The 24,555-nt window shown below is 37.8% G+C and carries 19 protein-coding genes, 1 pseudogene and 1 riboswitch; of the genes and pseudogenes, 17 read left to right on the forward strand and 3 right to left on the reverse strand.

Going from position 1 to position 24,555, the window contains the following annotated elements; translation table 11 throughout:
* Nucleotides 1-82: 82 nt before the first annotated feature.
* A complete protein-coding gene (locus BC6307_RS00490; RefSeq protein ID WP_094366009.1) occupies nt 83-1,516 on the reverse strand; it encodes a DDE-type integrase/transposase/recombinase in 1,434 nt (477 codons plus the stop codon).
* Nucleotides 1,517-1,680: 164 nt separating this feature from the next.
* Here BC6307_RS00490 and BC6307_RS00495 point away from each other — a divergent pair, with 164 nt between their 5' ends.
* The 15 genes and pseudogenes from BC6307_RS00495 (at nt 1,681) to BC6307_RS00565 (ending at nt 21,564) form a co-directional block, all read left to right on the forward strand.
* Complete coding sequence (locus BC6307_RS00495) at nt 1,681-2,688, forward strand: LacI family DNA-binding transcriptional regulator (RefSeq protein WP_066420705.1); 1,008 nt, start codon at nt 1,681-1,683, stop codon at nt 2,686-2,688.
* A gap of 118 nt (nt 2,689-2,806) precedes the next feature.
* Nucleotides 2,807-5,992 (forward strand): hypothetical protein, encoded by a 3,186-nt coding sequence (locus BC6307_RS00500; protein ID WP_066420707.1) that lies wholly within the window; start codon nt 2,807-2,809, stop codon nt 5,990-5,992.
* Nucleotides 5,993-6,003: 11 nt separating this feature from the next.
* Nucleotides 6,004-6,753 carry an SDR family NAD(P)-dependent oxidoreductase gene (locus BC6307_RS00505; protein ID WP_066420709.1) on the forward strand — a complete coding sequence of 250 codons (750 nt, stop codon included), beginning with the start codon at nt 6,004-6,006 and terminating at the stop codon, nt 6,751-6,753.
* Between the two features lie 207 nt (nt 6,754-6,960).
* Nucleotides 6,961-7,512: an RNA polymerase sigma factor gene (locus BC6307_RS00510; RefSeq protein ID WP_333482922.1), complete on the forward strand. Its 552-nt coding sequence runs from the start codon at nt 6,961-6,963 to the stop codon at nt 7,510-7,512.
* Entirely contained in the window at nt 7,505-7,816 is a 312-nt protein-coding gene (locus BC6307_RS00515) for a hypothetical protein (RefSeq protein WP_066420713.1), read from the forward strand. Before BC6307_RS00510 ends, BC6307_RS00515 begins: the two co-directional genes overlap by 8 nt.
* On the forward strand, nt 7,806-10,022 hold the full coding sequence (locus BC6307_RS00520; RefSeq protein ID WP_066420715.1) for a carboxypeptidase-like regulatory domain-containing protein: 2,217 nt from the start codon (nt 7,806-7,808) through the stop codon (nt 10,020-10,022). Before BC6307_RS00515 ends, BC6307_RS00520 begins: the two co-directional genes overlap by 11 nt.
* 507 nt (nt 10,023-10,529) lie before the next feature.
* A riboswitch (SAM riboswitch) is annotated at nt 10,530-10,642 on the forward strand.
* Nucleotides 10,643-10,839: 197 nt separating this feature from the next.
* Entirely contained in the window at nt 10,840-11,841 is a 1,002-nt protein-coding gene (locus BC6307_RS00525) for an aliphatic sulfonate ABC transporter substrate-binding protein (protein ID WP_066420718.1), read from the forward strand.
* Complete coding sequence (locus BC6307_RS00530; RefSeq protein WP_066420719.1) at nt 11,841-12,686, forward strand: ABC transporter permease; 846 nt, start codon at nt 11,841-11,843, stop codon at nt 12,684-12,686. Before BC6307_RS00525 ends, BC6307_RS00530 begins: the two co-directional genes overlap by 1 nt.
* An 11-nt stretch (nt 12,687-12,697) precedes the next feature.
* Nucleotides 12,698-13,432 (forward strand): ABC transporter ATP-binding protein, encoded by a 735-nt coding sequence (locus tag BC6307_RS00535; RefSeq protein ID WP_066420720.1) that lies wholly within the window; start codon nt 12,698-12,700, stop codon nt 13,430-13,432.
* An 18-nt stretch (nt 13,433-13,450) separates the two neighbouring features.
* On the forward strand, nt 13,451-15,184 hold the full coding sequence (acsA, locus tag BC6307_RS00540) for an acetate--CoA ligase (protein WP_094366011.1): 1,734 nt from the start codon (nt 13,451-13,453) through the stop codon (nt 15,182-15,184).
* 124 nt (nt 15,185-15,308) lie between these two features.
* Nucleotides 15,309-16,523, forward strand: coding sequence for an IS4 family transposase (locus BC6307_RS00545; protein WP_094366013.1), 1,215 nt, complete (start codon nt 15,309-15,311; stop codon nt 16,521-16,523).
* Nucleotides 16,524-17,175: 652 nt separating this feature from the next.
* Nucleotides 17,176-18,642: pseudogene (locus tag BC6307_RS00550) on the forward strand (IS1182 family transposase); the annotation flags it as partial.
* Nucleotides 18,643-18,802: 160 nt separating this feature from the next.
* Nucleotides 18,803-19,684: a ribokinase gene (gene rbsK, locus BC6307_RS00555; protein ID WP_066416202.1), complete on the forward strand. Its 882-nt coding sequence runs from the start codon at nt 18,803-18,805 to the stop codon at nt 19,682-19,684.
* Nucleotides 19,685-19,733: 49 nt separating this feature from the next.
* Entirely contained in the window at nt 19,734-20,651 is a 918-nt protein-coding gene (locus BC6307_RS00560; RefSeq protein WP_066416203.1) for a nucleoside hydrolase, read from the forward strand.
* Nucleotides 20,652-20,718: 67 nt separating this feature from the next.
* Nucleotides 20,719-21,564, forward strand: coding sequence for an MBL fold metallo-hydrolase (locus BC6307_RS00565; protein WP_084380425.1), 846 nt, complete (start codon nt 20,719-20,721; stop codon nt 21,562-21,564).
* 165 nt (nt 21,565-21,729) lie between these two features.
* On the opposite strand, the gene BC6307_RS00570 is transcribed toward BC6307_RS00565, so the two are convergent.
* Nucleotides 21,730-22,299, reverse strand: coding sequence for a permease (locus BC6307_RS00570; RefSeq protein WP_066416206.1), 570 nt, complete (start codon nt 22,297-22,299; stop codon nt 21,730-21,732).
* A gap of 365 nt (nt 22,300-22,664) precedes the next feature.
* Between BC6307_RS00570 and BC6307_RS00575 the strand changes: the two genes are divergently transcribed.
* Both BC6307_RS00575 and BC6307_RS00580 read left to right on the forward strand, forming a co-directional pair.
* Nucleotides 22,665-23,426: an RQC-minor-1 family DNA-binding protein gene (locus tag BC6307_RS00575; protein WP_066416208.1), complete on the forward strand. Its 762-nt coding sequence runs from the start codon at nt 22,665-22,667 to the stop codon at nt 23,424-23,426.
* A 190-nt stretch (nt 23,427-23,616) separates the two neighbouring features.
* Nucleotides 23,617-24,333: a response regulator transcription factor gene (locus BC6307_RS00580; RefSeq protein ID WP_066416211.1), complete on the forward strand. Its 717-nt coding sequence runs from the start codon at nt 23,617-23,619 to the stop codon at nt 24,331-24,333.
* On the opposite strand, the gene BC6307_RS00585 is transcribed toward BC6307_RS00580, so the two are convergent.
* A complete protein-coding gene (locus BC6307_RS00585; RefSeq protein ID WP_157076651.1) occupies nt 24,321-24,467 on the reverse strand; it encodes a DNA-binding anti-repressor SinI in 147 nt (48 codons plus the stop codon). The two genes, BC6307_RS00580 and BC6307_RS00585, sit on opposite strands and share 13 nt — an antisense overlap.
* Between the last annotated feature and the right edge of the window lie 88 nt (nt 24,468-24,555).

The following is a 24,555-nucleotide window of genomic DNA, read 5'->3' on the forward strand; positions in this document are numbered from 1 at the left end:
TTTCCATTTTAAACCATTGGCAAGTTCGGTTTGTCAAGAGTTCGCTTCGCCGATAGCTGAATAGGGCTCAGCTAAACAAAAGTTAGGCTGACTGTTGTTGAATCCAGTCTTGAGCTAATCCAATAAGGGCTGTCCACCTCGCTGGCATGGTTGGTAGCTTTTCTAATTCTGGAATTGTTACGGGCACTTTACCTTCGAGTGAAGAATGTGGACGTAAGAAGTTAAAGTAAGCCACAAACAATGTCACAAAAGAAACAGATCCTTGTTCAGAACCAAAGCCGTGCGTCGATCGATAATTCCCTTTAAACGTGCGATTTAGTCTCTCGATGATTTGCTTGAGAGGTCGATACTCTCTGGAGACATCATCTTCATTTGTTAGCCCGATGACCTGTTTTACGTCAAACGATATGTGGTTTTCTGCGAAGAAATGCTGTGCCAACAAGTAAATAGGGTTACCATCTACTACAAATTGTAGGTTTTCTGGTATTTCTTTCAGTTTCACTAGTACTTCATCAATCGCTCGTATCGCTGTTGCGGTGTCGCGATTTGGCGACACTGGATACGAAAGAATGACTTTCTTGACCGCATCAAAAAAGAAAAACAGATAATGCCAACGACCGTTGACCCGGATGTACGTTTCATCCCCACAGAATTGATCCGACAGCTCATACGGAAAGTAGTCAATATAAGGCTTAAGCCATAACGCGACGCTGTTTTCGTAGTTTAGGATACTTTGATGGGAGACAGACACACCGTGAATATCCTTCATGATCGCGGCCGTTTTACGGGCCGATAATCCGTAATTGACATGGTACGTCAAGATGAGCCCAAGTGTATGCGGTGAAACATACAATCTTGATAAATCGACTTTTGGCTGCTTTGGTGATTGTTTGGATAACGGTTGATAGTCGATGTGGAACTTCCGGTAAATGTAGCGTACTTTCAGCGATTGTGGATCTTCTTTAAATTGTTTTTTCTCTTTTTTGGTCATGGCGCTCAAGTTTTTTTGATAATAGGTACACATATCATTTTTGCACTTAAACACGTGAAAATCTTTTCGTTCTTTAATTTTTTCAAGCGTTTTAAGGCAGTGAGGACACTTAAGAATGGCCTCTTTCTGATAACGACTTTTTTTATTGAAAACACACGCACACACCTTACACTGATATTGTCCTTTTCCTCCGTTGTTTGCGTACAAGTACGCAGAAGGAGCACCACACTTAGGACAACATAAGGTAGACGGTACGGGCGTAGAATTCGCTCGTCGCTGTACTGGTTTTAACGGTTTCCCTTTGGATTGAAGGTGTTCCGCTAATAAAAGCTGATAATCGAGCCTTTCTAGTTTTTCAATGATAGGTAAATCATCAATTTGAAGCTTTCGATAAGGCTGATTAACAGGAGCTTCTTTTGGTTTATCGAACATGCTTTTTCCAATCAATAGAGTAAGCAAAGTTCGAATAATTTGTTCTTGATAGTTTATAAAAGTTAATAAATAGGTTATAATTTGAGGGTACAAATTGTCACTTCCTTTTCTGGAATTGGGTGTTGTGGTAACCTCAATTATCTACAGAATTCAGGGGGTGGCAATTTTTTTGCTTATAAAGCCCTCTAACATAGGATTTAATAACCTATTTTTATATAAAGTTTTGACAATACGTGTAGAAGAGAGGGGGAGAAAAAATGGCCACGATATATGATATTGCGAAAAAGACAGGCTACTCGATCAGCACTGTTTCTAAAGTGTTAAATAATCGTTCAGATGTAGGAGAAAAAACGAAAAAAATAATAAATCAAGCAGTAGAAGAATTAGGATACTTCCCAAGTTCTAGTGCCAGAACATTATCAACAAAAAAATCATGGACGATTGGAGTCGTATTCGTCGAGGACTCCGGAATTGGCATGGAGCATCCTTTCTTTAACGCAGTGATTGAAAGCTTTAAGAAAAACGCTGAGAAAGAAGGATATGACCTTCTTTTCGCTTCCAGTAAAATTGGAAAAGAGTCAAAGCCATATTTAGATCATTTTATGTACCGAGGAGTAGATGGGGTAGTTGTCGTTTGTTCCACGTTGAATACTCCAGATATAGAAAAACTAATGGAATCGGATATTCCATCAGTCGTTATTGATTTAGATACTAGGGGAGTAAGTGTAGTATTTAGCGATAACCTCCATGGCAGTGAACTAGCAGTCGGCTATTTGTATTCATTAGGACATAGAAAAATAGCACATATTGCTGGTAGCGAGGAATTGTACGTTGGTGTTCAACGTCTGAAGGGATTTACGCAGGCGATGGAAAAGCACGGACTTTCCGTTCCTAAAGGATATGTAGTAGATGGCGGTTACTTTACGTATGATGGTGGAAAAAAAGCGATGGAAAAGCTTATAAAACAGAAGGATCGACCGACAGCTGTTTATGTAGCTGGGGACTTGATGGCAATTGCAGCGATCGATGCGATTAAGGAGAATGGTTTAAACGTTCCAGAAGATATTTCTATTATAGGTTTTGATGATATACAAATGGCTCGTTATATTACTCCCGCCCTAACAACCATTCGGCAAGATACGAAGTTGATTGGGAAAACAGCAGCAAATATGTTGATTGATCAAATGAATAATAAAAAGAAGCAGTTTATGTCCGTGAAGATTCCGGTCTCACTTGTTCAGAGAGATTCTTGTAGACCAATATAAATATATTGGTCTACGATACTTTTATTTTTTCATTGTTTACGAAAGCGGTTTCGTAACTTTTTCATAATGGAATAAATTGAGTCTAACATAGCTTTTATTTTAAAAAGAGGGTGATAAGATGTACGAGTTGACTAGTAAAGGTACGTTTGAAATGGAAAATTATCAGGAGTTAGCACCTTTTTCTAGTTTTTTACCTGGGATTGCTGGTGTTAATGGAATTCCAATGTGGGTTTTTTATGTGAACAGAGGGCAAGGGATTGCTAGTTTTGGAATCGGTGATAAAAATCATGCGATGATGGAGTTTATGCCGGCAGATAAATCATATCAGCACGTTCCACAGCAAGGCTTCCGAACATTTTTGAAGGTGATAGAGGAAGACGGAAAGGTAACATTTCTGGAGCCGTTTTCTGCACAATCATCCATCGGTTCTTCTATTCATGAAAAGATGACAATTTCTGAAAATGTCCTCGAATTAGAATATGTACACGCCGACATAGGGTTAAAGCTGAATGTTGAATATTTTATTTTACCAGAGGAAGCTTTTGCAGGACTAGTTCGTCACGTAACAGTAACGAACCTTACTGATAAAAAGAGAGAGATTGAGATACTCGATGGACTACCTGCACTATTCCCATGTGGCGTTCCGAATGGGGCTTATAAAGAGTTAGGTAATACGATAAAAAGTTGGTTTGATGTCGTATATGTAGATGAGAAAATTCCTTTTTATCGATTAAGAGGAAGCATTGAAGATTCTTCGGAGGTTAGAGAAATTCATCAAGGTAATTTTTATGTTAGTTTTTCTCGAAGCCAACAACATGGTGATCAAATGATAAAACCAATTGTTGATAGAGATATTATATTCGGAACAGATACGTCATTACGAGTACCTCGTTTGTTTTTACAGCAATCTGTACATGAACTTTTACAACAGCCTCAACAATCAACGAATAAAGTATCAGCGGGTTTTTCAGCAGGAGCGGTAAAACTAGCTCCTCGTGAAACTTTTGAATTTTATACTGTAATTGGTCATGCGAAAAATGAAGAAATTGTAAAGTCTTCTGTAAAAGATATACTATCGATCTCGATGCTAGAGGAAAAAAAAGAGCGAGCAAGAACGATTACTCATGCGATTACGAATAAAATAAAGACTCGGACAGGAATGCCATTGTTTGATGCCTATGCACAACAGAGCTTCCTGGATAATGGATTACGTGGTGGCTTCCCTCATGTATTTGAAAATGGAAAACAGAAAAAAATATATTACTTATTCTCTAGGAAGCATGGAGACCTAGAAAGGGATTATAATTTCTTTTCCATTAGTCCTACCTACTATTCACAAGGTAACGGGAACTATCGAGATATTAACCAAAATCGTCGTTGTGATGTGTTTTTTGAACCTAAAGTGGAGAATTTTAACGTTCAGCAATTTATGAATTTAATCCAATTGGACGGTTATAATCCATTGTCTGTAAAGGGTGTACGTTTTCAGTTAATGGATGCATTTTCACACGAATCGTATGTACAAGATGAAACGAGTAAAGAATTACTTTCTCATTTTTTCAAAAACAGCTTTACACCAGGTGAACTAAAGCATTTCGTAGATGAAGAAGGACTGGAGTTGACAACGTCGTTTGAACAATTTTTAACGGACGTATTGTTAGCATCATCGGAAGAGCAACAAGCAGAATTTGGAGAAGGGTATTGGATGGATCACTGGACTTATAACCTTGATTTAATAGACAGTTATTTGTCTATATACCCTGATAAGGAACAACCGTTTTTCTTGCAAAAAGAGTATAAGTTTTTCGAAAGTCCTGTACGAGTGAAGACTAGGAAAGAGAAATATGTTGAACGAAATGGGAAGGTAAGGCAGTACGATGCAGTAGAAAAGATAAAACGGAAGCTAGAAAAAGCGCGTGCTAATGATGGAGTGTTATGGATTAAAGGTCAGTACGGAGACGGAGAAACGTATTATACAAGTTTATACTCTAAACTATTTATCTTAGGATTAGTAAAGGTTTCTACGATGGCTCCGTTCGGACTTGGTATTGAGATGGATGGTGATAAGCCGGGATGGAATGATTCCTTAAACGGTCTACCAGGAATGATAGGAGCAAGCACTTCCGAACTATTTGAGTTAAAAAGGTTGTTAGATTTGTTATTTCATGTAAATGTGAGTGGAACAGAAAAAATTTCTTTACCAATAGAGGTGGATACATTTTTACGTCAAGCGATAGAAGAAGTGCAGTTAGTTGATTGTCATTCAGAGGAGAGTGAGCAACGTTACTGGAACAGCATCTCTACGTTAAGAGAAAACTATCGTGAAGCAATATATCATGGAATTAGTGGAGAAGAGGTTGTTTACTCACTAGATGAAGTAAAAGATTACGTAACAAAATTATTGGGACGTGTAGAACAAGGGATCAAACGAGTAGAGTCATATCGTGACCCGCTTATTCCAACTTATTTTTACTTTGAGCCGAAAGTAGAAATCGGAGAAGAGTTTGACCTTTCTTCAATGGAATGGAAGCCAACTGCTGTTACTCCGTTTTTAGAAGGTGTTGTGAAACAGTTAAAAACAACAGACGATCAGGCAAGGGCAAAAGAGCTGTACGATATCGTTAAAGCTTCTAACATTTATGATGAAAAGCTTCAAATGTATAAAACATCAATGAGTATAGCGGAGGAGCCTTTAGAGCTTGGACGAGCGAAGTCGTTTACTCCAGGATGGTTAGAAAACGAATCGATTTTTTTACACATGGAATATAAGTATTTATTAGCAACGTTGAAAGCTGGATTAATAGATGAATTTTTTGAAGATATGAAGACCGCGCTTATTCCGTTTTTAGACCCAGCGGTGTATGGAAGGAGTCCATTAGAAAACTCCTCCTTCATCGCAAGTAGTGCTAATCCGAATCCAGCACTACACGGTCGTGGCTTCGTTTCGCGTTTAAGTGGATCCACTATTGAGTTCATGAACATGTGGTTTGTAATGATGGTTGGAGAAAAGCCGTTTTTTGTTCAAAACGGTGAATTAGTTTGTCACTTGTCTCCAACATTACCAAACTGGTTATTTGATGAAAATGGTGAAGTAACGTTCACGTTTCTTGGTCATACCGAAGTAACATATGTAAACAAGAACAAGGGTAATACGTACGGGGGAGATGGTGTTTCACCGATATCAATGGAACTCGAGCTAATAGATGGAACGAAGAAAAAGGTAGAAGATAGCAAGGTGGTTGGAGAGCTAGCTGTTTCCATTCGTAAAGGGAAAGTACAAAAAATTGCAGTGGAATTGAAATAAGGAGTTATTATATGACGATTTTACAGGGGAAGATTGCTTTAGTTACTGGTGGTTCAAGAGGTTTAGGAAAAGGTATTTCAACTATACTAGCAGAAGCAGGAGCAACAGTTATTGTTAACTATGCACATAATACTACGGCAGCGGAAGAAACTGTTCAAATTATTATGGATGCAGGTGGAAAGGCGATTGCTATTCAAAGTGACATAACAAATGAAGAAGCTGTGAAACAACTGGTGGTAGAGGTGAAAGAAAAACTTGGGGGAACGATAGACATCCTTGTCAATAATGCTACAGGACCACAACCGGAGTTATCATTAGAGGAAATCACGTGGGAAGATTATTTGGACCAATTAAACTTTTTTGTCAAAGCACCTTTGTTTCTACTTAAAGCAGTATTACCTGGAATGAAGGAAAAAGGAGAAGGGCGTATTATTAATATAGGTAGTGAAGTAATAACGTTAGGCAATCCTAATTTTTCATCTTATGTTACTGCAAAATCTGCTCAACTTGGGATGACTCGCTCATGGGCAAGTGAGTTAGGCCCGTTTGGAATTACTGTTAACATGTTAAATCCAGGATTTGTGCCAGTCGAGCGGCATGAGGGAATAGATGCAAGTGGATATGCTAAAAATGTTCCATTAAGAAGAGTGGGACTGCCTAGTGACATTGCTTCAACCGTATTGTTTTTAGCATCCAATCAATCAAAGTTTATAACAGGTCAAACCATTACGGTCAATGGTGGGAATACGTATGGTATATAACTAGAATGCTTAAGGCATGAGAACTAAACGTTTTCATGCTTTTTTGTTTGTTATGGAGACGGAACTTCTCACATTATTTTAACTATCCCTTATTAAAGGACCTAAACTATCATTTTCGGAGTAATAAAAATATGTAAAAAAAAATGCAACTTTTCCCCTTTAGCCGTCATCTACATAGTAGAATCAAAAAGAAAGAGGAGGTGAGCCGTGTTGAATGTTGTGGATCGGTTACGAGCTGGTGAGGAATCAGCATTAGTGGAGTTAATGCAATTGTATGGAGATTATTTAACACGAACCGCGTACTTGTTAGTTAAAGACCGCCAATTATCGGAGGAACTTGTTCAAGATACATACGTTCTAGCATATAAAAGAATCGATCAGCTGCATGATAATGACAAAATAAAGAGCTGGCTCACTTCCATTATTATGAACCTGGCCAGGTCACATATGAGAAAATGGAGCTTTAAAAATGTATTATTAACTTTTGATTCTACCCCACTAATGAGTAAAGGTTCGCCAACAGACGAACTGGAACAAAAGCTACTAAATGTAATGGATAACAAGCTGATTTACAAAGAAATTCAAAACTTATCCTACAAGTATAAAGAAATAATCGTCCTATTTTATTATAACGAATTGAAAACGAACGAAATTGCCGAGTTGCTGAAAATGAAAGAAAACACGGTGAAGTCTAGGTTGAAAAGAGGCCGTGTTCTATTAAAGGAAAACTTATTAAAAGGAGGCTATGAACATGGGTAGAGAGAAAGTGTTGATGAAAAAGAAACTTGATGAAGAGCTAAACGATGTGACATTTACTAGACAAAATCAAGTTCTTTTAAAATTAGAGAAAAAAAGTTTTCGAGAGAAGATGGACCTATTTTTAAATAAAGAAATAGAAATAAACGTCATTCCAGTATCTCTTGCTATCATGCTAATCGCCCTTCCACTGAGCTACGGAATCGTTAAAAATAGTAACGTGTCAGAGAGAAAAATGATTGAAATTGCTGGAAGCTATTACTGGGAAGACGAGTTAGAAGGGAGGCTGAAAATTGATGAAGATTAAATTAAAGGTAAAGCATCTGTTAATAACAATAGTAGTATTCCTGACAGTGACGCCGTTGTTGTTTATTTTCATTAAGCCTCAAATAGAATACGTAATTACTGATTATAAAATTAGAAACGGAAAACCAGTAGAGAAAAGTCAGGTCGTTTATTTACTGGACGAAGCGGAAATTTTTAAAGGGTCAAAACTAGCGCTTATCCGAAACTATGTGATGGAATATTCTAACACAGGATATGATGTGCTCGTTGGTCCACATATGTACCAAGTTAACTACGGTTACGAAGGCGAAAAGCTGTCTGAGGAAGAAAGAATGCATTATTTACAATTTTATTTAGAGGAAGCCCCGATTGATGGATACTATACGGAAGCTGCGAAACTAGTTATTGAATACTATATTAGAGTCGGAAATGAAGAGAAGTCAGAGCAACTAATAAATGATACGCTAAACAAAGTGAGTGAAAGCTATTACCTCGATGAAGTGTATTTGGAGCAGCTTAAATGGTATGTGACGTTTCGCCCGCTTGATGAAGTGGAGCAATTCATCAAGTTGTTAGAAGGTAAAATAGAAACTAACAATTATATGTTAGGAGAGCTAGCGAAATTAGAGGCGAAGGCATATATAGCCGAAGGAAAGTATGAAGTGGCATTATCGAAACTTTCAGATCGAATTCGTCAGTCCGATGAAATGGTAGCAGAACTAGAAGAAGATATAGAGGATGGTTTTGAAGCATATAACCCTGGGGATGAGCTTCGTACATTAGAGGCTTCCCTTAAAAAAAGTTTTGATAATGGAGAGCTCGTTGTTGGCTCTATTGCGGGTAAAATAGCGCGCTCTGATGGTAGCCCTGTTGCGGGTGCCGTCGTTATATTAAGAACGGAACATAATGCAGGGTACGGAATGCGGTTCAAAGATGAACTTTATCAAGTATATACAGATAGTGATGGAAACTATCAATTTCCACAAGTTATGCCAGGGCGCTATCAACTGTTTTTAGGGTTACAACTAGAACAAGTTGATGGATGGGCAGTCGGAAATCGGAAAGAAACGTGGGTGCACGTAAAAAACGGCGAGCATACGAGTTATGATATGACCTTGAATCCGTTAATTGAAGTCCAGTCACCTATAAACGACGAGAAAATTACAACAGACGAGATAACTTTTCGTTGGGATAGAGTGGAGGGAGCTGACTATTACCAATTAAATATCGGATATTCCTTTGACGAAGGTAGTATAATGAGCGGCTCGTTAAAGGGGAATATTCAAGGGGAAACGATTACGATTTCAACAGAAGAATTATACAATCGAACAATTGGAACATATTACGAAGATCCAGATCATCCAACAGATCCGCGTTCAATCCTTGCCTTATCGAATCCAAATATTCGTATTCTCTGGTCAGTAGATGCCTTTAGAGAAGATGGGGAATTTATTACTAGAAGTAGCGGCTACAGATTAGATGAAGAAAGGATCGGAAACTTACCGTTCTTTTACTTGCAGGACCGAGAGCTAACAGAAGCAGATGAGCTATTGTTAGATTCGAAGTGGGAAGAAGCATATGAAACGTATGAAAAAAGCTATGCGAGCAACCCAGATGACCTTCATAGTTTACGGATGTTGTATAGGTTAGCGGAAGTGAAAAAGGAAGGTAAATATTTAATCGAACTAGCGGAAAAAACAAAAGATCCACATATTATTTTTGAAGTAGTTCGCCAATATCATCGCGTTGGTAATTGGGGCGAATATATGAAATGGTACGAAAAGTACGAGGCTGTTTCAAATGGCGAAGAAGATGCTTTTGAACTTTCCATTCACGGAACGGTTTTAATGACACTTGGAAAGTATGAAGAAGCTAGAAGCGTGTTTCAGGAAGCAATGAACAAGGATAACTACAATATGTACGTAGGTAACTGGATTGCACTAGAACTACTAGACAATAACCAGTTTGCAAAAGCATTAGAAGTAGCAAAAAACTATCCAGAAGAAAATATTTACGAAACGAGCACAGACTGGGAATCACTCTTAAAAGATATGCAGCAAGAAAGCAAAGGGAAGGAACAATACGTTCAAACTCTACAAGAGGTCATCCAATTTGTACTAGAAAACGACGAGAAAAGCTTAAGCGAATGGAGACAATCTACAGACTACCAAGAGATGAGAAAGTACATTTATCAATTAGGAGAATTATATATAAATAAAAAAAGGTAAAAAATAATGTGTGGACAACGGGACAGACACCGTGGACGGAGGGACAGGTCCCACGTCCACACAGAAAATGGAAAATATGGGCGGGGGAATAGGTTGGAGACGACTTTCGTAAATGCCTACAATTATCCCACGTCCACCATGTCGCGAAGCTCTTTTTCCTATAAAGGAGAAGGAGTTTTTTGCCTACAAAAAATAGTGAAATAGCATTTTTTTCTCTAAGATGACATATAGTAAGAACCATATAGGTCTAACTACTTCTGACGATTAATGTCAGATTGGTGCTCTCATAGGGAAATCAGAGGATTAAGATTGGCTCTAGCATAAGTGTTATTATCATGCTAGAATAATAAATTTCCAATATATGTGTGGACAAGGGACCTGTCCCTATGTCCATAACTTTGAAAATTTCAAATATTTTATTAATTGTTTGACAGGGTAAATTTGGCTGTGTTATATTCGTATTAACTTAATTAAACATAGCGACAACGCGTTAATTGAATAAAGTATTTCTTATCAAGAGTGGTGGAGGGACTGGCCCTATGAAACCCGGCAACCGATTTTCTTTTTTAGAGAAAACACGGTGCCAATTCCTGCAGAGTATTTACTCTGGCAGATAAGAAGAGATGGATGATATTTAAAACCCTCTTCTTATGAAGTGGGTTTTTTATTGTTTAAATAAGTCGCTATGTAAGGCAGGTTAGTAAAGAAGGTGGTGAAAGTTATAGGAAGAAAAGAAACTGACACTAGTTAGCCAGGTGACAAAAGGAAAGTCAAGTTCTTCATCCGACCAAAAAAATAAGGAAAGAGGGATTAAATAATGAAAACAAGAAAGAATGGGATATTTCCAGCTATAATACTGAGTATTTCCATCGGTTTACTTAGCGCTTGTGGTCAAACGGCAACTGGAGAGAAGAAGTTAGAGAAAATTAGGCTTGATTATGCTTTTTATTCACCAACGAGTTTAGTTTTAAAAGAATTTGGATGGTTAGAAGAGGACCTAAAAGATGAAGGCATTGAAGTGGAGTGGGTTCAAAGTCTTGGTAGCAATAAAGCGCTAGAATTTTTAAATAGTAATAGTATTGATTTTGGTTCAACGGCGGGTGCAGCTGCACTTATTGCAAAAGCAAACAATGCTCCGATTGAGTCCGTTTATATTTATTCGAAACCAGAATGGACGGCGCTCGTTACACAAGGTGAGACCGAGCTAACATCAGTCTCTGACTTAAAAGGGAAAAAGGTTGCTGCAACGTTAGGAACAGATCCACATATTTTCTTACTTCGTTCACTAGCTGACGCTGGATTAAAGCCGACAGACGTTGAGATCGTCAATTTGCAGCATGGAGACGGGGCGTCTGCGTTAGTATCTGGTCAAGTAAGTGCTTGGGCAGGGTTAGATCCACATATGGCAGTACTTGAAGTGAAGAATGGAACAAGTTATATATATCGGAATACAGAATTTAATACGTATGGAACGCTAAACGTACGTACGGATTTTGCCAAAAACTATCCAGAACATGTGGAAAAAGTAATTGAGCTTTACGAACAGGCGAGAGCTTGGACAATCGAAAATCCAGAAGAAGCGGCTAAGATTCTAGCAGAGCAAGCCCAGTTAGACGCTGCGGTTGCCAAACTACAACTATCAAGAAATGATTTTTCTAATCCAATTCCTAGTGAGGTTCAAGTGAAGGCTCTTATTGAAGCGGGAAAAGTTTTACAGACTAGTGGAATTATTGACTCGAACGTTAACGTTGAAAAATTGGCGACCGAACTCATTCAATCCACATTTGCTACAAATGTCATTAAATTGGAGGATGAATAATGGCACAACAATCAGGAAGTAATTATGTAAAGCCACTTCGTTCGACTTTTAGAGTACGGTTTCCTATTCAACGAATTCTTCAAGCTTCTAAGTCTGTTTTTATTGGTAGCGTTCTTCCTATTTCACTAGTAATCGCTTGGGAGGTATTGAGTAGAGTAGGAGTTTTTCCTCCTCATTTACTTCCAGCTCCTTCCTTAATTATTCAAAAGATAGTGTCAATGATTCAGGATGGGAGTTTATGGGGACATATTGGCATTACGTTAACAAGAGTTTTTGCGGGCTTTTTGCTTGGAGCGGTATTTGCAATTTTGCTTGGAGCGATAGTCGGCTTTTATAAACTAGCGGAGCAATTGCTCGACCCAATCCTTCAAGCATTTCGCTCCATCCCATCATTAGCCTGGGTTCCACTATTTATTTTATGGTTGAGCATAGGAGAGACTTCCAAAATTACATTAATAGCCGTTGGAGTGTTTTTTCCGGTGTATTTAAATATTGTTAGTGGGATTAAAGGGGTAGATCGTAAGTTAATTGAAGTGGGGAAAATATATGGATTTACTACTTACCAATTAATTAAAAATATAATTTTGCCTGCATCACTTCCTTCATTTTTAGTTGGTTTAAGAAGCGGATTAGGTCTAGGTTGGATGTTTGTCGTTGCGGCCGAGTTAATGGGTGCAAGTAGTGGTCTTGGCTACTTATTAGTATTTGGTCAAAATATGAGTTCTCCCGATCTTATCATTGCAAGTATTATCTTATTTGCTTTAATTGGGAAAATATCGGACGCATTGTTAAAGGGCGTGGAAAAGAAAGCGTTACATTGGCAAGATAGTTTAACGAACCAATAGGGGGTGAAGGCGTGCTTTTATCAGTCAAAAATAGTAGTAGAAAATTTGATAATGGAAATGTTGCTTTTACGGATGTAAGTTTTACGGCTAATAGTGGAGAAATTGTCGGCTTACTCGGAACGAGCGGATGTGGAAAAAGTACTCTTCTTCGTACGATATCTGGCCTTGATAAAGGGTATACAGGCAATATTTCTATTCATGAAAAAGAAGCGAGAGATAACAATGAAAATATCGGGTTTATGTTTCAAGAACCGAGACTAATGCCATGGTTAACTGTATTAGAGAACGTAGTCTTTGGTATGAAAGGGAAAAAGAATTGTAAAACAAACGAGGCGATGAATCTACTAGCGCAAGTCGGTTTAAAAGGGTTTGAGCATCACTACCCGAAGGAATTATCTGGAGGCATGGCTCAACGGGTTGCCATCGCAAGAGCCCTCATCACCTCACCGGAAATACTGTTGTTAGACGAACCGTTCAGTGCGTTAGATGCTTTTACAAAAATGCAGCTCCAAGACCTATTGTTAACAATATGGGGTAGAAAGAAAGCAACGATGTTATTAGTAACCCATGATATTGACGAAGCACTCTATCTTTGTGATCGACTGTTAGTTTTTAGAGGGCAGCCAGGTGAGTTATGTGAAGAAATCAACGTTTCAAAAGAAAGGCCTCGTTCTAGAGGAGATGAACAGTTAGCTAAACAGAAGGAAGTCATTTTATCGCTCTTAAATGTAGAAAATTCGAATTAGGAGAGGAAGGGAGTATGTATGAAACTGCGAGAAGCATCTGCGCTTAAACAAGGAGAAGGGGCTTTTAATCTTTCAAACTATGAGGAAGTTTCTAAGCAATTTTCGTGGGATACGATTCATCCTCAATTTAGCTGGCATCGTACGAATAAGGTGAATATGGCTTATGAATGTATAGATCGCCATGTGGAAGATGGATATGGGGAGAAGATTGCATTAATTTATATGAATGGTCACTTTAAAGAAACGCATACCTTTTCTAATTTGAAGAAGAAAACGGATGAGTGGGGTTATCTATTAAAATCACAAGGTGTGAAAAAAGGGGACCGTGTTTTTGTATTTTTACCAAAGCATCCAGACTGTTATATTGCGGTGTTAGCTGCAATTAAAATTGGTGCGATTGTCGGTCCGTTATTTGAAGCCTTTATGGAGGAAGCAATTTTTGATCGTATGTACGACTGTGAAGCATCCGTTTTGATTACGAACGAGGAATTGTTACAAAGAGTGCCAGTTAGCAAACTACCACATCTTCAATCTATTTACATTACAGACAATATAGAGCATCCAATTGCGAAATCGATTCCAAAATTGGTGGAAGAGGTAAGTGTTAATGGCGAAATCGTTGAATGGGTAGATTTAAATGATGGCATGATCATTCACTATACGTCTGGGTCTACAGGAAAGCCGAAAGGAGTTTTACACGCACATCGAGTGATGATTCAACAATATCAAACAGGACAATGGGTTTTGGATTTAAAAGAGGATGATGTATATTGGTGTACGGCCCATCCAGGTTGGGTAACGGGTAGTTCGTATGGGATCTTTGCCCCATGGTTAAATAGGGCAACTATTGTCGTACATGGTGGTAGGTTCGATGCGAAAGAATGGTTTGAAGTACTTGAACGAACAGGGGTAACGGTGTGGTATAGTGCTCCAACTGCCTTCCGTCTACTTATGGATAAATCCGACCTTATTCCTGACTATTCTTTTTCACTACGCCACATTTTAAGTGTTGGAGAACCGTTAAATCCTGAAGTCATTACGTGGGGAGTCGAAAAATTGAATTTGCAGATACATGATACGTGGTGGATGACCGAAACTGGAGCGCAGTTAATTGTCAATTTACCATCTGCAAAAATCAAACCAGGTTCAATGGGTAGGCCTATACCTGGAATTAAAGCAGCGATAATTGATGAAGAAGGAAATACTGTGCACCCCTATGAACTAGGACTTTTAGCGATCAAAAAGGGCTGGCCATCGATGATGAAGGAGATTTGGAAAAACGAGGAGAAATATCATTCCTACTTTGTCGGCGATTGGTACATATCCGGTGATTTAGCTTATATGGATGAGGAAGGATATATATTTTTTCAAGGTAGAAACGATGACATGATTAATTCTTCAGGAGAAAGAATTGGGCCGTTCGAAGTGGAGAGCAAACTAATAGAACATCAGGCTGTTTTGGAAGCAGCGGTAATCGGAAAGCCTGACCGAGTTCGAGGAGAAATTGTGAAAGCATTCATTGTATTGGCAGAGGGGTATGAAGAAACCGAGGAATTGAAAAAGGAAATACAGACCTTTGTCCGAAATAAACTATCTGCCCACGCAATGCCACGTGAAATCGAAATCTTAAGAGAACTACCAAAAACCCAAATCAGCGGAAAAATCCTCAGAAGAGCACTCCGCGAAGACAAAGATGTGGACAGAGGGACAGACACCGTGGACGGAGGGACAGGTCCCACTAGCGTTGCGTGACTTTTAAAAAATTCCATAAATTCAATAATATGTATTTACATTCAATAAAAAAACTCCTATTGTAGATGTGTTGGCCTTGTTTTGTTCCCTAAACAAACAAGTCATCTACAAAGGAGTTTTAACAATGAATAAGAAAAGTATAGGTCGAGAGATGCTCATTTGTCAATGTTTATCACTTCTTCCTACAGAGGATTTTGATTGTCGGTTAATGGATTATAGGAATTATAAACTTTCAACAAAGTCACTGATAAGGACTTTTGTGTCAGCTCAATTAGATCAGTGGAGTTCCTATAGTCACATGGAGGAAAAGTTACAAGCCTATCCAAAACTACGCGAAGAAATCGGGATAGAGGAAATCAGTGGCTCACAGTTAAGCCGGAGGATTAATGATTTACCAACTGAGCTGGTCCAAAAATTATTTATAAAAGTTGTTGAAAATCTTTCTGAACTTACTAAAGGATTACAGGGTCTTCCGAATGGGTTAGGGAGGTTACGAATCGTTGATTCTACCGAAATAAGGTTACCCCAAAATTTATGTGACTGGGCAAATATTTCGAAGAAACAAACGGGAGTTAAAATGCATACGCGACTAACGGTTGCTTCTTCAGACGTTGTTTTTCCAGACAAAATTGTACCATCCTCCGGAAGGTTAAGTGACTTTGAAAGTTCAGATGTAATGATAGAAAAATCAGATTCTATCTATATAATGGACCGCGGCTATCCTTCCAGAGAGAATCTTCAATCCTGGCAAGAAAAAGGCGTATCGTTTGTCGTGCGGATATCCAAATCCCTTCGATTGGGGATGTTAGAAGAATTTACTCCTACACATCCATCTGTAGTTCGGGACGCTAAAGTATCCTATACGGTTTCTCAACCACCAGTACGTTATGTAGAATTCATCGACGAAAAAAAGAGAACATATAGGATTCTGACGGATAGATTTGACCTTGCAGACCAACAAATAATGGAATTATATCGAGCGCGGTGGATGATAGAATTATTCTTTAAATGGATTAAACAACATTTAAGATTAACAAAAATATGGAGCACTAAGCCACAAGGAATTTGGAACCAAATGTTCTTAGCCTTGATTGCGTACGTATTATCGTTAATCATTAAACTCCAAACACATTCTAAAAAGTCACCTTGGGAATTCTTTAGACTACTACAAACCTATCTGTTTAAAACAGTTAGCTCATTTGAAAAAGCTCTAAATATCAAAAAGAAAAGAACGTCCAAAGGAAGACAAAAGGTCCCGATATCAAAAAATAAGTTGACACCGGAACTTGGTAATGTAGCTATGGATAAAAAGGGAATCAAAAAAAGAAAACGAAGATAACTAATTCACAATTGTAAAAAAAAGGGAACAAGGTCGAATGCAACCTCGTTTCCCTTTTTTCTCTATCAGGATAAAAGCAACTTGAAAAAAATTACATAAATTCAATTTACCAACAAACACGCAAGGCTAGTGGACAGGTCCCTCGTCCACACAGAAACTGGAAAATGGAAGCTGGAGATAGTGAGCTCACTTCTCCATAAATGAACCCAACCATTAAATTATCATGTAGAGTTTTATGCTATTTTGCACTACTATTTGCAGCAAATGATAACATCGCTCGTCAAACGTGAAAGGGACAGAGTTTTGTCCCTTTTTTAGTTTGGTATATAGAGTGTAAGATGACTTTGGAAAACCTATTGAAGAACTAATCTGTTTATTTTTTGGTATACTAATAAACGACTTAGTATCTAATAATAATACCTACTGCAAAATAAGAGTGCCTACTGCCGTGTAGTCAACTCAATAATGTATAGTACAGTTAATTTATTATTTTCCAAAAAATGTGTGGACGAGGGACCTGTCCGAGACCACTGAAAAACCCCTCCTAATAAATGTAAAAAAATAAAAAAAGAAAACCTTCCTTTATCAAAATTTGGTATAATTAGACACGACCAAGAATCTAATTATCAATCGAAAAGGAAGGTTTTCTTCTATGCTTAAAGAAAAAGATATGCAGTTAAGCATCTACTCCGAATTATACTATAAAATCCCCAAAAATCATACACTCAAACTTGTCAGAGAAGCAGTTGATTTTTCTTATATTAACAAAGTACTGGAAAAATCGTATTGTAAATACTATGGTAGGCCTGCCAAAGAACCAGAAATGATGGTTAAATTACTCGTTCTTGGATACCTTTATAATCTTTCTGACGAAAGAGTAATAGAAGATGCTTCACTTAATCTAGCTTATATGTACTTTCTAGATATTAATCCTGAAGACACACTACCACACCCCAGCCTGTTAGCCAAGTTTAGAAAACACAGACTACAGGATGTCTCGTTAGATGATATTATAGCCCTATTTGTTAAACAATGCGTCGATAAAGGGATTATCAAAGGTAGTTCTGTAAGTATTGATACCACTCATACAGAAGCTAACACGTTCAAAGCTACACCCGAACGGGTGATGAAAAGATTAGTTAGTAAGATGTTTAAAACATTAAAAGAGGAAGTAGAAAAAATTCCAAGTGATATCAATCAAGAAATCCCGGATTATAAAGAAATTGAAGACCCTAAAGTTGCGAAAGAAACAATGAAAGCCTATGTTGAAGAAACTATCACCACAGTAACAGAAAACGTAGACGTAGAAACTACACCCAAGACAAAAGCAGTGATTGAAAATGCGAAAGAAATACTATCCGACCCAAAGTTTTTAGCCCAAAAAGGTGTACGTTCCATTGTTGACCAAGAAGCAAGAGTTGGGCACAAAAGTAAAACTTCCAACTTCTTTGGATATAAAACAGAATTTATGATTACAACAGAAGATAGAATTATTACTTCCGTAAGGGTAGGCAATGGGGCATACGTGGACGGTAGTTTTTTTGACGAGCTATTACAACTCACTATAAAGTCTGGTATTTCGGTTGAAGAACTATATGGAGATAAGGCATATTTCAAAAAAGTAATTTTGGACAAATTAAAAGAAATAAAAGCAGCTGCCTACATACCTGTAAGTGAAATGGCTTATAGAATTAATGAAGAGTTATTTAGTTATAACAAAGACGCTGATCAATGGAGTTGCGAACAGGGAAATACGACTATAAAAAAATATTATAAGAACACCAAAAACAGACAATCGTACAAATATTACTTTGATAGAGAAAAATGTAAAGCCTGTCCAATCAGGACAGATTGTATTAAAGGAAAAAATGTTGGAAAAATCTTAGAAGTTGGAATCAACACACCAGAATTCTATGAATATAGCCAACAACAAAAACAACCAGAGTTTAAAGAAAAGTATAAAAAGAGAGCATGCCAAGAATGGAAAAACGGCGAAATGAAATGCTTTCACGGGCTAGATCGTGCCAGGGGGTACGGTCTCAAAAGCATGTCTACACAAGCAAAATTAACTGCATTAGCAGTTAATATAAAGAGGATAGGAAAGATCCTATCCTCCAAAACAGGGTAAAAAACACTGGTTAGCATCAAAATAGGACAACATTTTCCTTATTTAGGGGTAAAAGTTGTCCTTATTATTTTTTTTGTTTCAAAAAAAGGGACTTTTTCAGTGATTTCGACCTGTCCCTATGTCCCACCTATGTCCCAAATGAGGTGAGAGTGTGATTACCGTTATTGGTAGTATTAATATGGATTTAGTTGTTGGTACGAACCACGTTCCTGATAAAGGGGAAACGACGTTAGGAACTTCTTTTTCTACATTTACTGGTGGAAAAGGGGCCAATCAAGCAGTAGCGGCTGCAAGATTGGGAGGAGAAGTACAAATGATTGGTGCTTGTGGTACGGATGAGTATGGCAAAATAGCGCTTGCTTCATTAAAACAAGAAAACATAAAAACTGATCATTTATTTTTATTTCCTGATGAAACAACGGGCATTGCGTCTATTATTGTATCGGATGCAGATAATCGGATTATTGTTGTTCCCGGGGCCAATAATCGATTAACTCCTAAAGAAATAGACGAAATGAAAGACGAAATTATTAAAAGCAAAATGGTCGTCCTACAGTTGGAAATACCGTCGGAAACTGTTCATTCGATATTGAAACTATGCAACGAACACCACATCCCTGTCGTTTTAAACCCAGCGCCAGTGAATCATTTTAAGCAGAAGTTTATCGATATAGCGACCTATTTAACACCAAATGAATCCGAATGTAAAAGCATTTTTGGCGAAGATATCGAAAAGTCGTTAGAACGTTATCCGAACAAATTAATTGTAACGTTAGGTGAAAAAGGTGCCCGTTTTTATAATGGGGAAGAGCATGTGTTTATAAATGGCTTTAAAACGAAAGCTGTTGATACAACAGGTGCAGGTGATACGTTTAATGGGAGCTTAGCTTATTCCTTAACAGAGGGAAAAAATCTTGAAGAAGCTGTAAAATTCGCTAATGCAAGTGCTTCTTTAGCTGTTGAGAAAAAAGGTGCTCAAACTGGTATGCCTTCATTGGAGCAAGTTTTGAGTAGATTACAAACGAAAAAATAGATTCGGGCTCCTGTCCGAAAATGAGAGAAGAATAATGGAGTGACTCTATATGAAACCAATTATTTTTGATGTTGATACTGGAATTGATGATGCTTTAGCAATGTCCTACGCACTGCATTCCCCTGAATTGGAGCTGCTCGGTTTTACAACCTGTTTTGGAAACGTACCAGTAGATGAAGCGACCCGTAATACACTTGCTGTTTTAGAAAAAGTCGGGAAACACGTTCCTGTTTACGAAGGTGCTGCTCAAATGTTCATTCGTGGGGAGAAGAAGGTATGGGCAAAACATGTTCATGGAGAGGACGGCTTAGGCAACTCCTTGCAACACCACCCAACTACTAAAGCAGAAAGCCAATCTGCCCCTGATTTTATGATTGAACAGGTGAAAAAGCGTCCGCAAGAAATAACTATCATTGCTGTTGGCCCGCTTACGAACGTTGCACTTGCTATACAGAAAGCGCCAGAAATTATTCCCCTCATAAAAGAAGTAATAATAATGGGTGGAGCAGTAACAGTACCCGGAAATGTAAATGCTTTTGCAGAGGCAAATATGATCGCTGACCCAGAAGCAGCCGACTATGTATTCTCTTCCGGATTAAACATCACCCTAGTAGGACTAGATATAACGTTGCAGACGTTGTTGCCAAAATCCAAGCTTGCTGAATGGCGTGCTACTGGAAAAGAAACGGCTCAATTTTTTGCAGATATTACGGATTTCTACATAAATTACTATGAATCCTATTATCCTGGAATTGGCGGTTGTGCCCTTCATGACCCACTCGCAGTAGGAGTAGCCATTGATGCAAGTTTAGTGTCAGCGGAATCGATGAACGTTAAAGTTACATTAGAAGGTGAAGAAGTAGGAAGAACAGTCGGTTATCCTGAAGATGAGCCGAAAATTCGTGTTTGTACGAAAGTCGATGCGGCACGATTTTTAGAACACTTTCTTAGTAGGGTAGTAGGCTGAAAAATAGAATGTGCCAATTAACAACAGCTTAGAAATTTATTACGTAATAGAAGATGAGGTCAATTATATGTTAAAAAAACTATCCAATAGAGTTTATTATATGCCGCATTATTCCGAAACAGATCGTCCAGCACTAGGGTTAGTTTGTGGAGATAATTTTAGCGTTATTGTTGATGCTGGAAATTCACCTGCCCATGCAAGGGATTTTTTAAATTTAGTAGAAAAAATGGATATAGCACCAGTTAAGTTTGTCGTCATCACGCACTGGCATTGGGACCATATTTTCGGTATTAAAACGATGGACTTATTAACGATTAGTCATGAAGAAACGAAAAAGAAAATAGATTATTTAAAAACGTTAGATTGGGACGATGCTTCACTAGATGCACGGGTGGAGACAGGTGAAGAAATTGAGTTTTGTAGCGATATGATTAAACGCGAAATGCCAACGAGGGAACATTTAGAGTTACAGGCTCCCAACATCACATTTGATCATAAGGTGGAAATGGATTTAGGTGGTGTGACTTGTGTAGTAGAGCATGTTGGAGGGGTTCACGCACATGATTCTTCAATTATATACATTCCTGATGAAAAAATAATGTTTCTCGCAGATTGCGTTTATCAAGATTTTTATAGTGGTGAATGGAGCTATAATTTGGATGAGCTTCACACGCTTTTAGAGAAAATAAAGAAATACGACACGAACTGGTATGTGCTTGGTCACCAAGATCCGAAAACTCATGCAGAAATGTGGAATTTTTTTGAGGACCTAACAAGCATCGGTGAAATCGTCGGCCAAGAAACATCACTGGAAAAAGCGGTCGCAAAATTTACAGACGTACGAAAAATAAACCCAACCGAAGACCAAATAGAATTCATCCAAAACTTCATAAACGGCAACTTAAAAAAATAAAGGGAAGAGGGACAGGTACCGTGGATGGAGGTCCCTTGTCCCTTTTGTTATATTGTGGTAACACTTACTAAAAATCTTTGGACGGTGGGAAGGACATAAACTCAAGAAGTAGATTAGATTATTCACAGAGGCTTCTCATATAGGAACTGTCCCCGCACAAACTCCTTATAAAAAGGCATCCCATACTAATGACAGAAAGAATAAAAGAGTTATCGTACTGCCAACAATAATGATTTTTCCTCTTTTTTCTTTGCTGGATTTTTTTTTAAGCAAGTATCTGAAATAAAAAAAGCACCCAACTGCAATTAACAGAAACTCTAGCAGAAAGCTTCCAATAAAAGAATTCCACAGCCCGAATCCAAGTAGCGGTAAATCACCTATATTGCCAGGAAGAATAGGCAAATCAGGCCGATGAACGATTAGATCGAGTATCCAATGGCTAAATGAGACTAACCCTATAATGACTCCTGAATTTTTACCCCAAAACTGTCCTGAAATGATACCTGCTAGTAAACTAATAATTAGTGCGCCAACTAAAGAGTGAGTGTAGAAGGCGTTGATTGCCATACTTCCATAACCGCCCTCCCCTATTGGCTCTATTGACTCTAACCCACCTAAACTAAATGGAATGAACACTAGATCAAGCAATTGTGTACTGACTAATAGCGACCATAGTGGTAGTTCCGGATATTTACTTTTTACAACAGTGGCAACCCCAAAGTGCCCAGCGAACATTATGAACAACTCCTTAAAGGTTAAATCTGTTTTCATTATAAAGAGTTATTTTAAGTAATATATTTAAAATAGGAAGTTTTTACATAACTATTACAAAATGTCAACCAAGCCTTTAAATTTTGGGAAAAAGTAAGGGGAGAAAACAGATTAATAACACATTGAGAAGGAAAACGTACTATAAAAATTTGATATAATTAGGGTGAATGTTAACACTGATGAATTGGCCATAAAATATATTTTTCCAATATTTATGTGAATGGGGAACCTGTCTCTCTGTCCCTGGGATAGTTTATGCAATTTTTGTACATCTCTACAGGATAGAATGGTCGTTAGTAAGGTCACCCACATAGAAGGGAGTTATGGTTATGAACAATGCAACTATTAATCACTTATCTAGTGAGGAGATTAAAGTAGTCTTAAGGGCAGCAGATGAAATTATTGCACGGGGTGGTAGGACTCTCCTTGCCAAAATTTTAAAAGGGTCACGAGAAAAAAAGGTACTAGAGTTAGAGTTGGATAAGTGTCCGGTCTACGGTGCATTTCGATCAGAAACATTAGAAGAGATCACGAAGAAAATCGATTGGATGATAGATTATGATTTCTTAGCTATTGAATATAGTGGAAAATTACCGATGATTGTATTTACCGATCGAGGATGGCAAATTGAAGCGGACCAACGAGCGGATGAATTTTTAATAGAATGGGAACAGTGGTTGGATGAAGGAAAGATAGACCCAGAAATGAGCTATTTAAAAGACCGCAACAGAGAAATGATCTTGTTATTTCTTGATAAAATAAAAGAATCAGGGAATAAACAGTTCATTCCTTACTTAGAATTGTGGGAAAAGATTGATTATAAGAAAGTTAGGGCAGAAATTCGGTCAACCATCAAAATTTTAGAATCAGACGAAATAATAGAGCAACAATCAATGAATACAAGGGTGGAATCTATTAATAAAGCCCTCGAGGGATTAGCTCCTCAAGATTTCCTATTGAAATGTTGGGAGTGCGGTGATCGATTTACCTTTACGGTAGAAGAGCAAAAGTTATATAGACAAAAAGGATTTGTTCACCCGAAAAGATGTAAAAGCTGCCGCCGTAAAAAAAGGTATGAAGATTATTTTTGAAAAAAGACGAGTACTTTCTTCTCGTCTTTTTTATCAACTCCATTATTGATACTAGCCCATCCTATACATTGTTTTCCTAAAAATGTGTGAACAAGGAACCACTGTCAAACCCTCTATCCAGTAATGGTTAATAATGGTATAATTTATAGAGTAGTAGTGTTGTAGAGCTATCGGAAAAGAGGTGAAATAGATGTCTGGTGAAAAAGTAATGTTGGTAGAGGATGACAGTGATATTAGAGAGATTTTACAAATGTATCTACAAAAGGAAGGCTACCATATCATTCATGCGGAAGATGGTACGACAGCGTTACGGCTGTTAGATGAGAAAAAGCCTGACGTTATTATTTTAGATGTCGTCCTGCCAGGAATGGATGGATTTGAAGTGTGCCGCTTATTACGTCAAAAGACAAATATCCCAATCCTATTTTTAAGCTCGAAGGAAGATGAGATTGATAAAATACTAGGACATAAAATTGGTGGCGATGACTATGTAACAAAACCATTTAGTCCGGCTCTCGTAATAGCGAAAGTTCAAGGTCATCTTCGCCGTAATCGCCATATCGCTGGACATACTAGCTCAAAAGAGGAAAAGGCAAGCGAAGTGATTGAATACCCAGGTCTACACATAGATAAAGGAAGTTGTGTTGTAAAGGCAAATGGATCACCCGTCCTTTTATCAGCAAAAGAATATCAGCTCCTATGTTTATTAGCGGAACATCCAAATCGTGTGTACAGTGTAGATGATCTTTTTGAACTCATTTGGGGTGAAGAAAGCCTCGGTGATAATCGAACAGTTATGGTGCATATTAGTAATTTACGTAAGAAGATTGAACCAGTATCAGATAAACCTATGTACATTGTAACAGTTAGAGGAATGGGCTATAAATTCATTAGTCATAAAGAGTAACCGTGCCATTTTAAAAAATTATATATTTCTTCAATCGTTAAGCCTAAAGCTCTCGCTTCTAATATTAACGTTACCCATTCACTATCTAGCTCCTGACTAGAATCAATACTAATATGTATACTATTATTGTCCATCATCCAACCTCCATGAGTTAAGCATACGTATATAGTAGTCGAATAACTATAAGTTACGTATAAGGGTTGTTAAAGTTTTGTTAAAGAA

The organism is Sutcliffiella cohnii (assembly GCF_002250055.1).
GTDB lineage: Bacteria > Bacillota > Bacilli > Bacillales > Bacillaceae_I > Sutcliffiella > Sutcliffiella cohnii.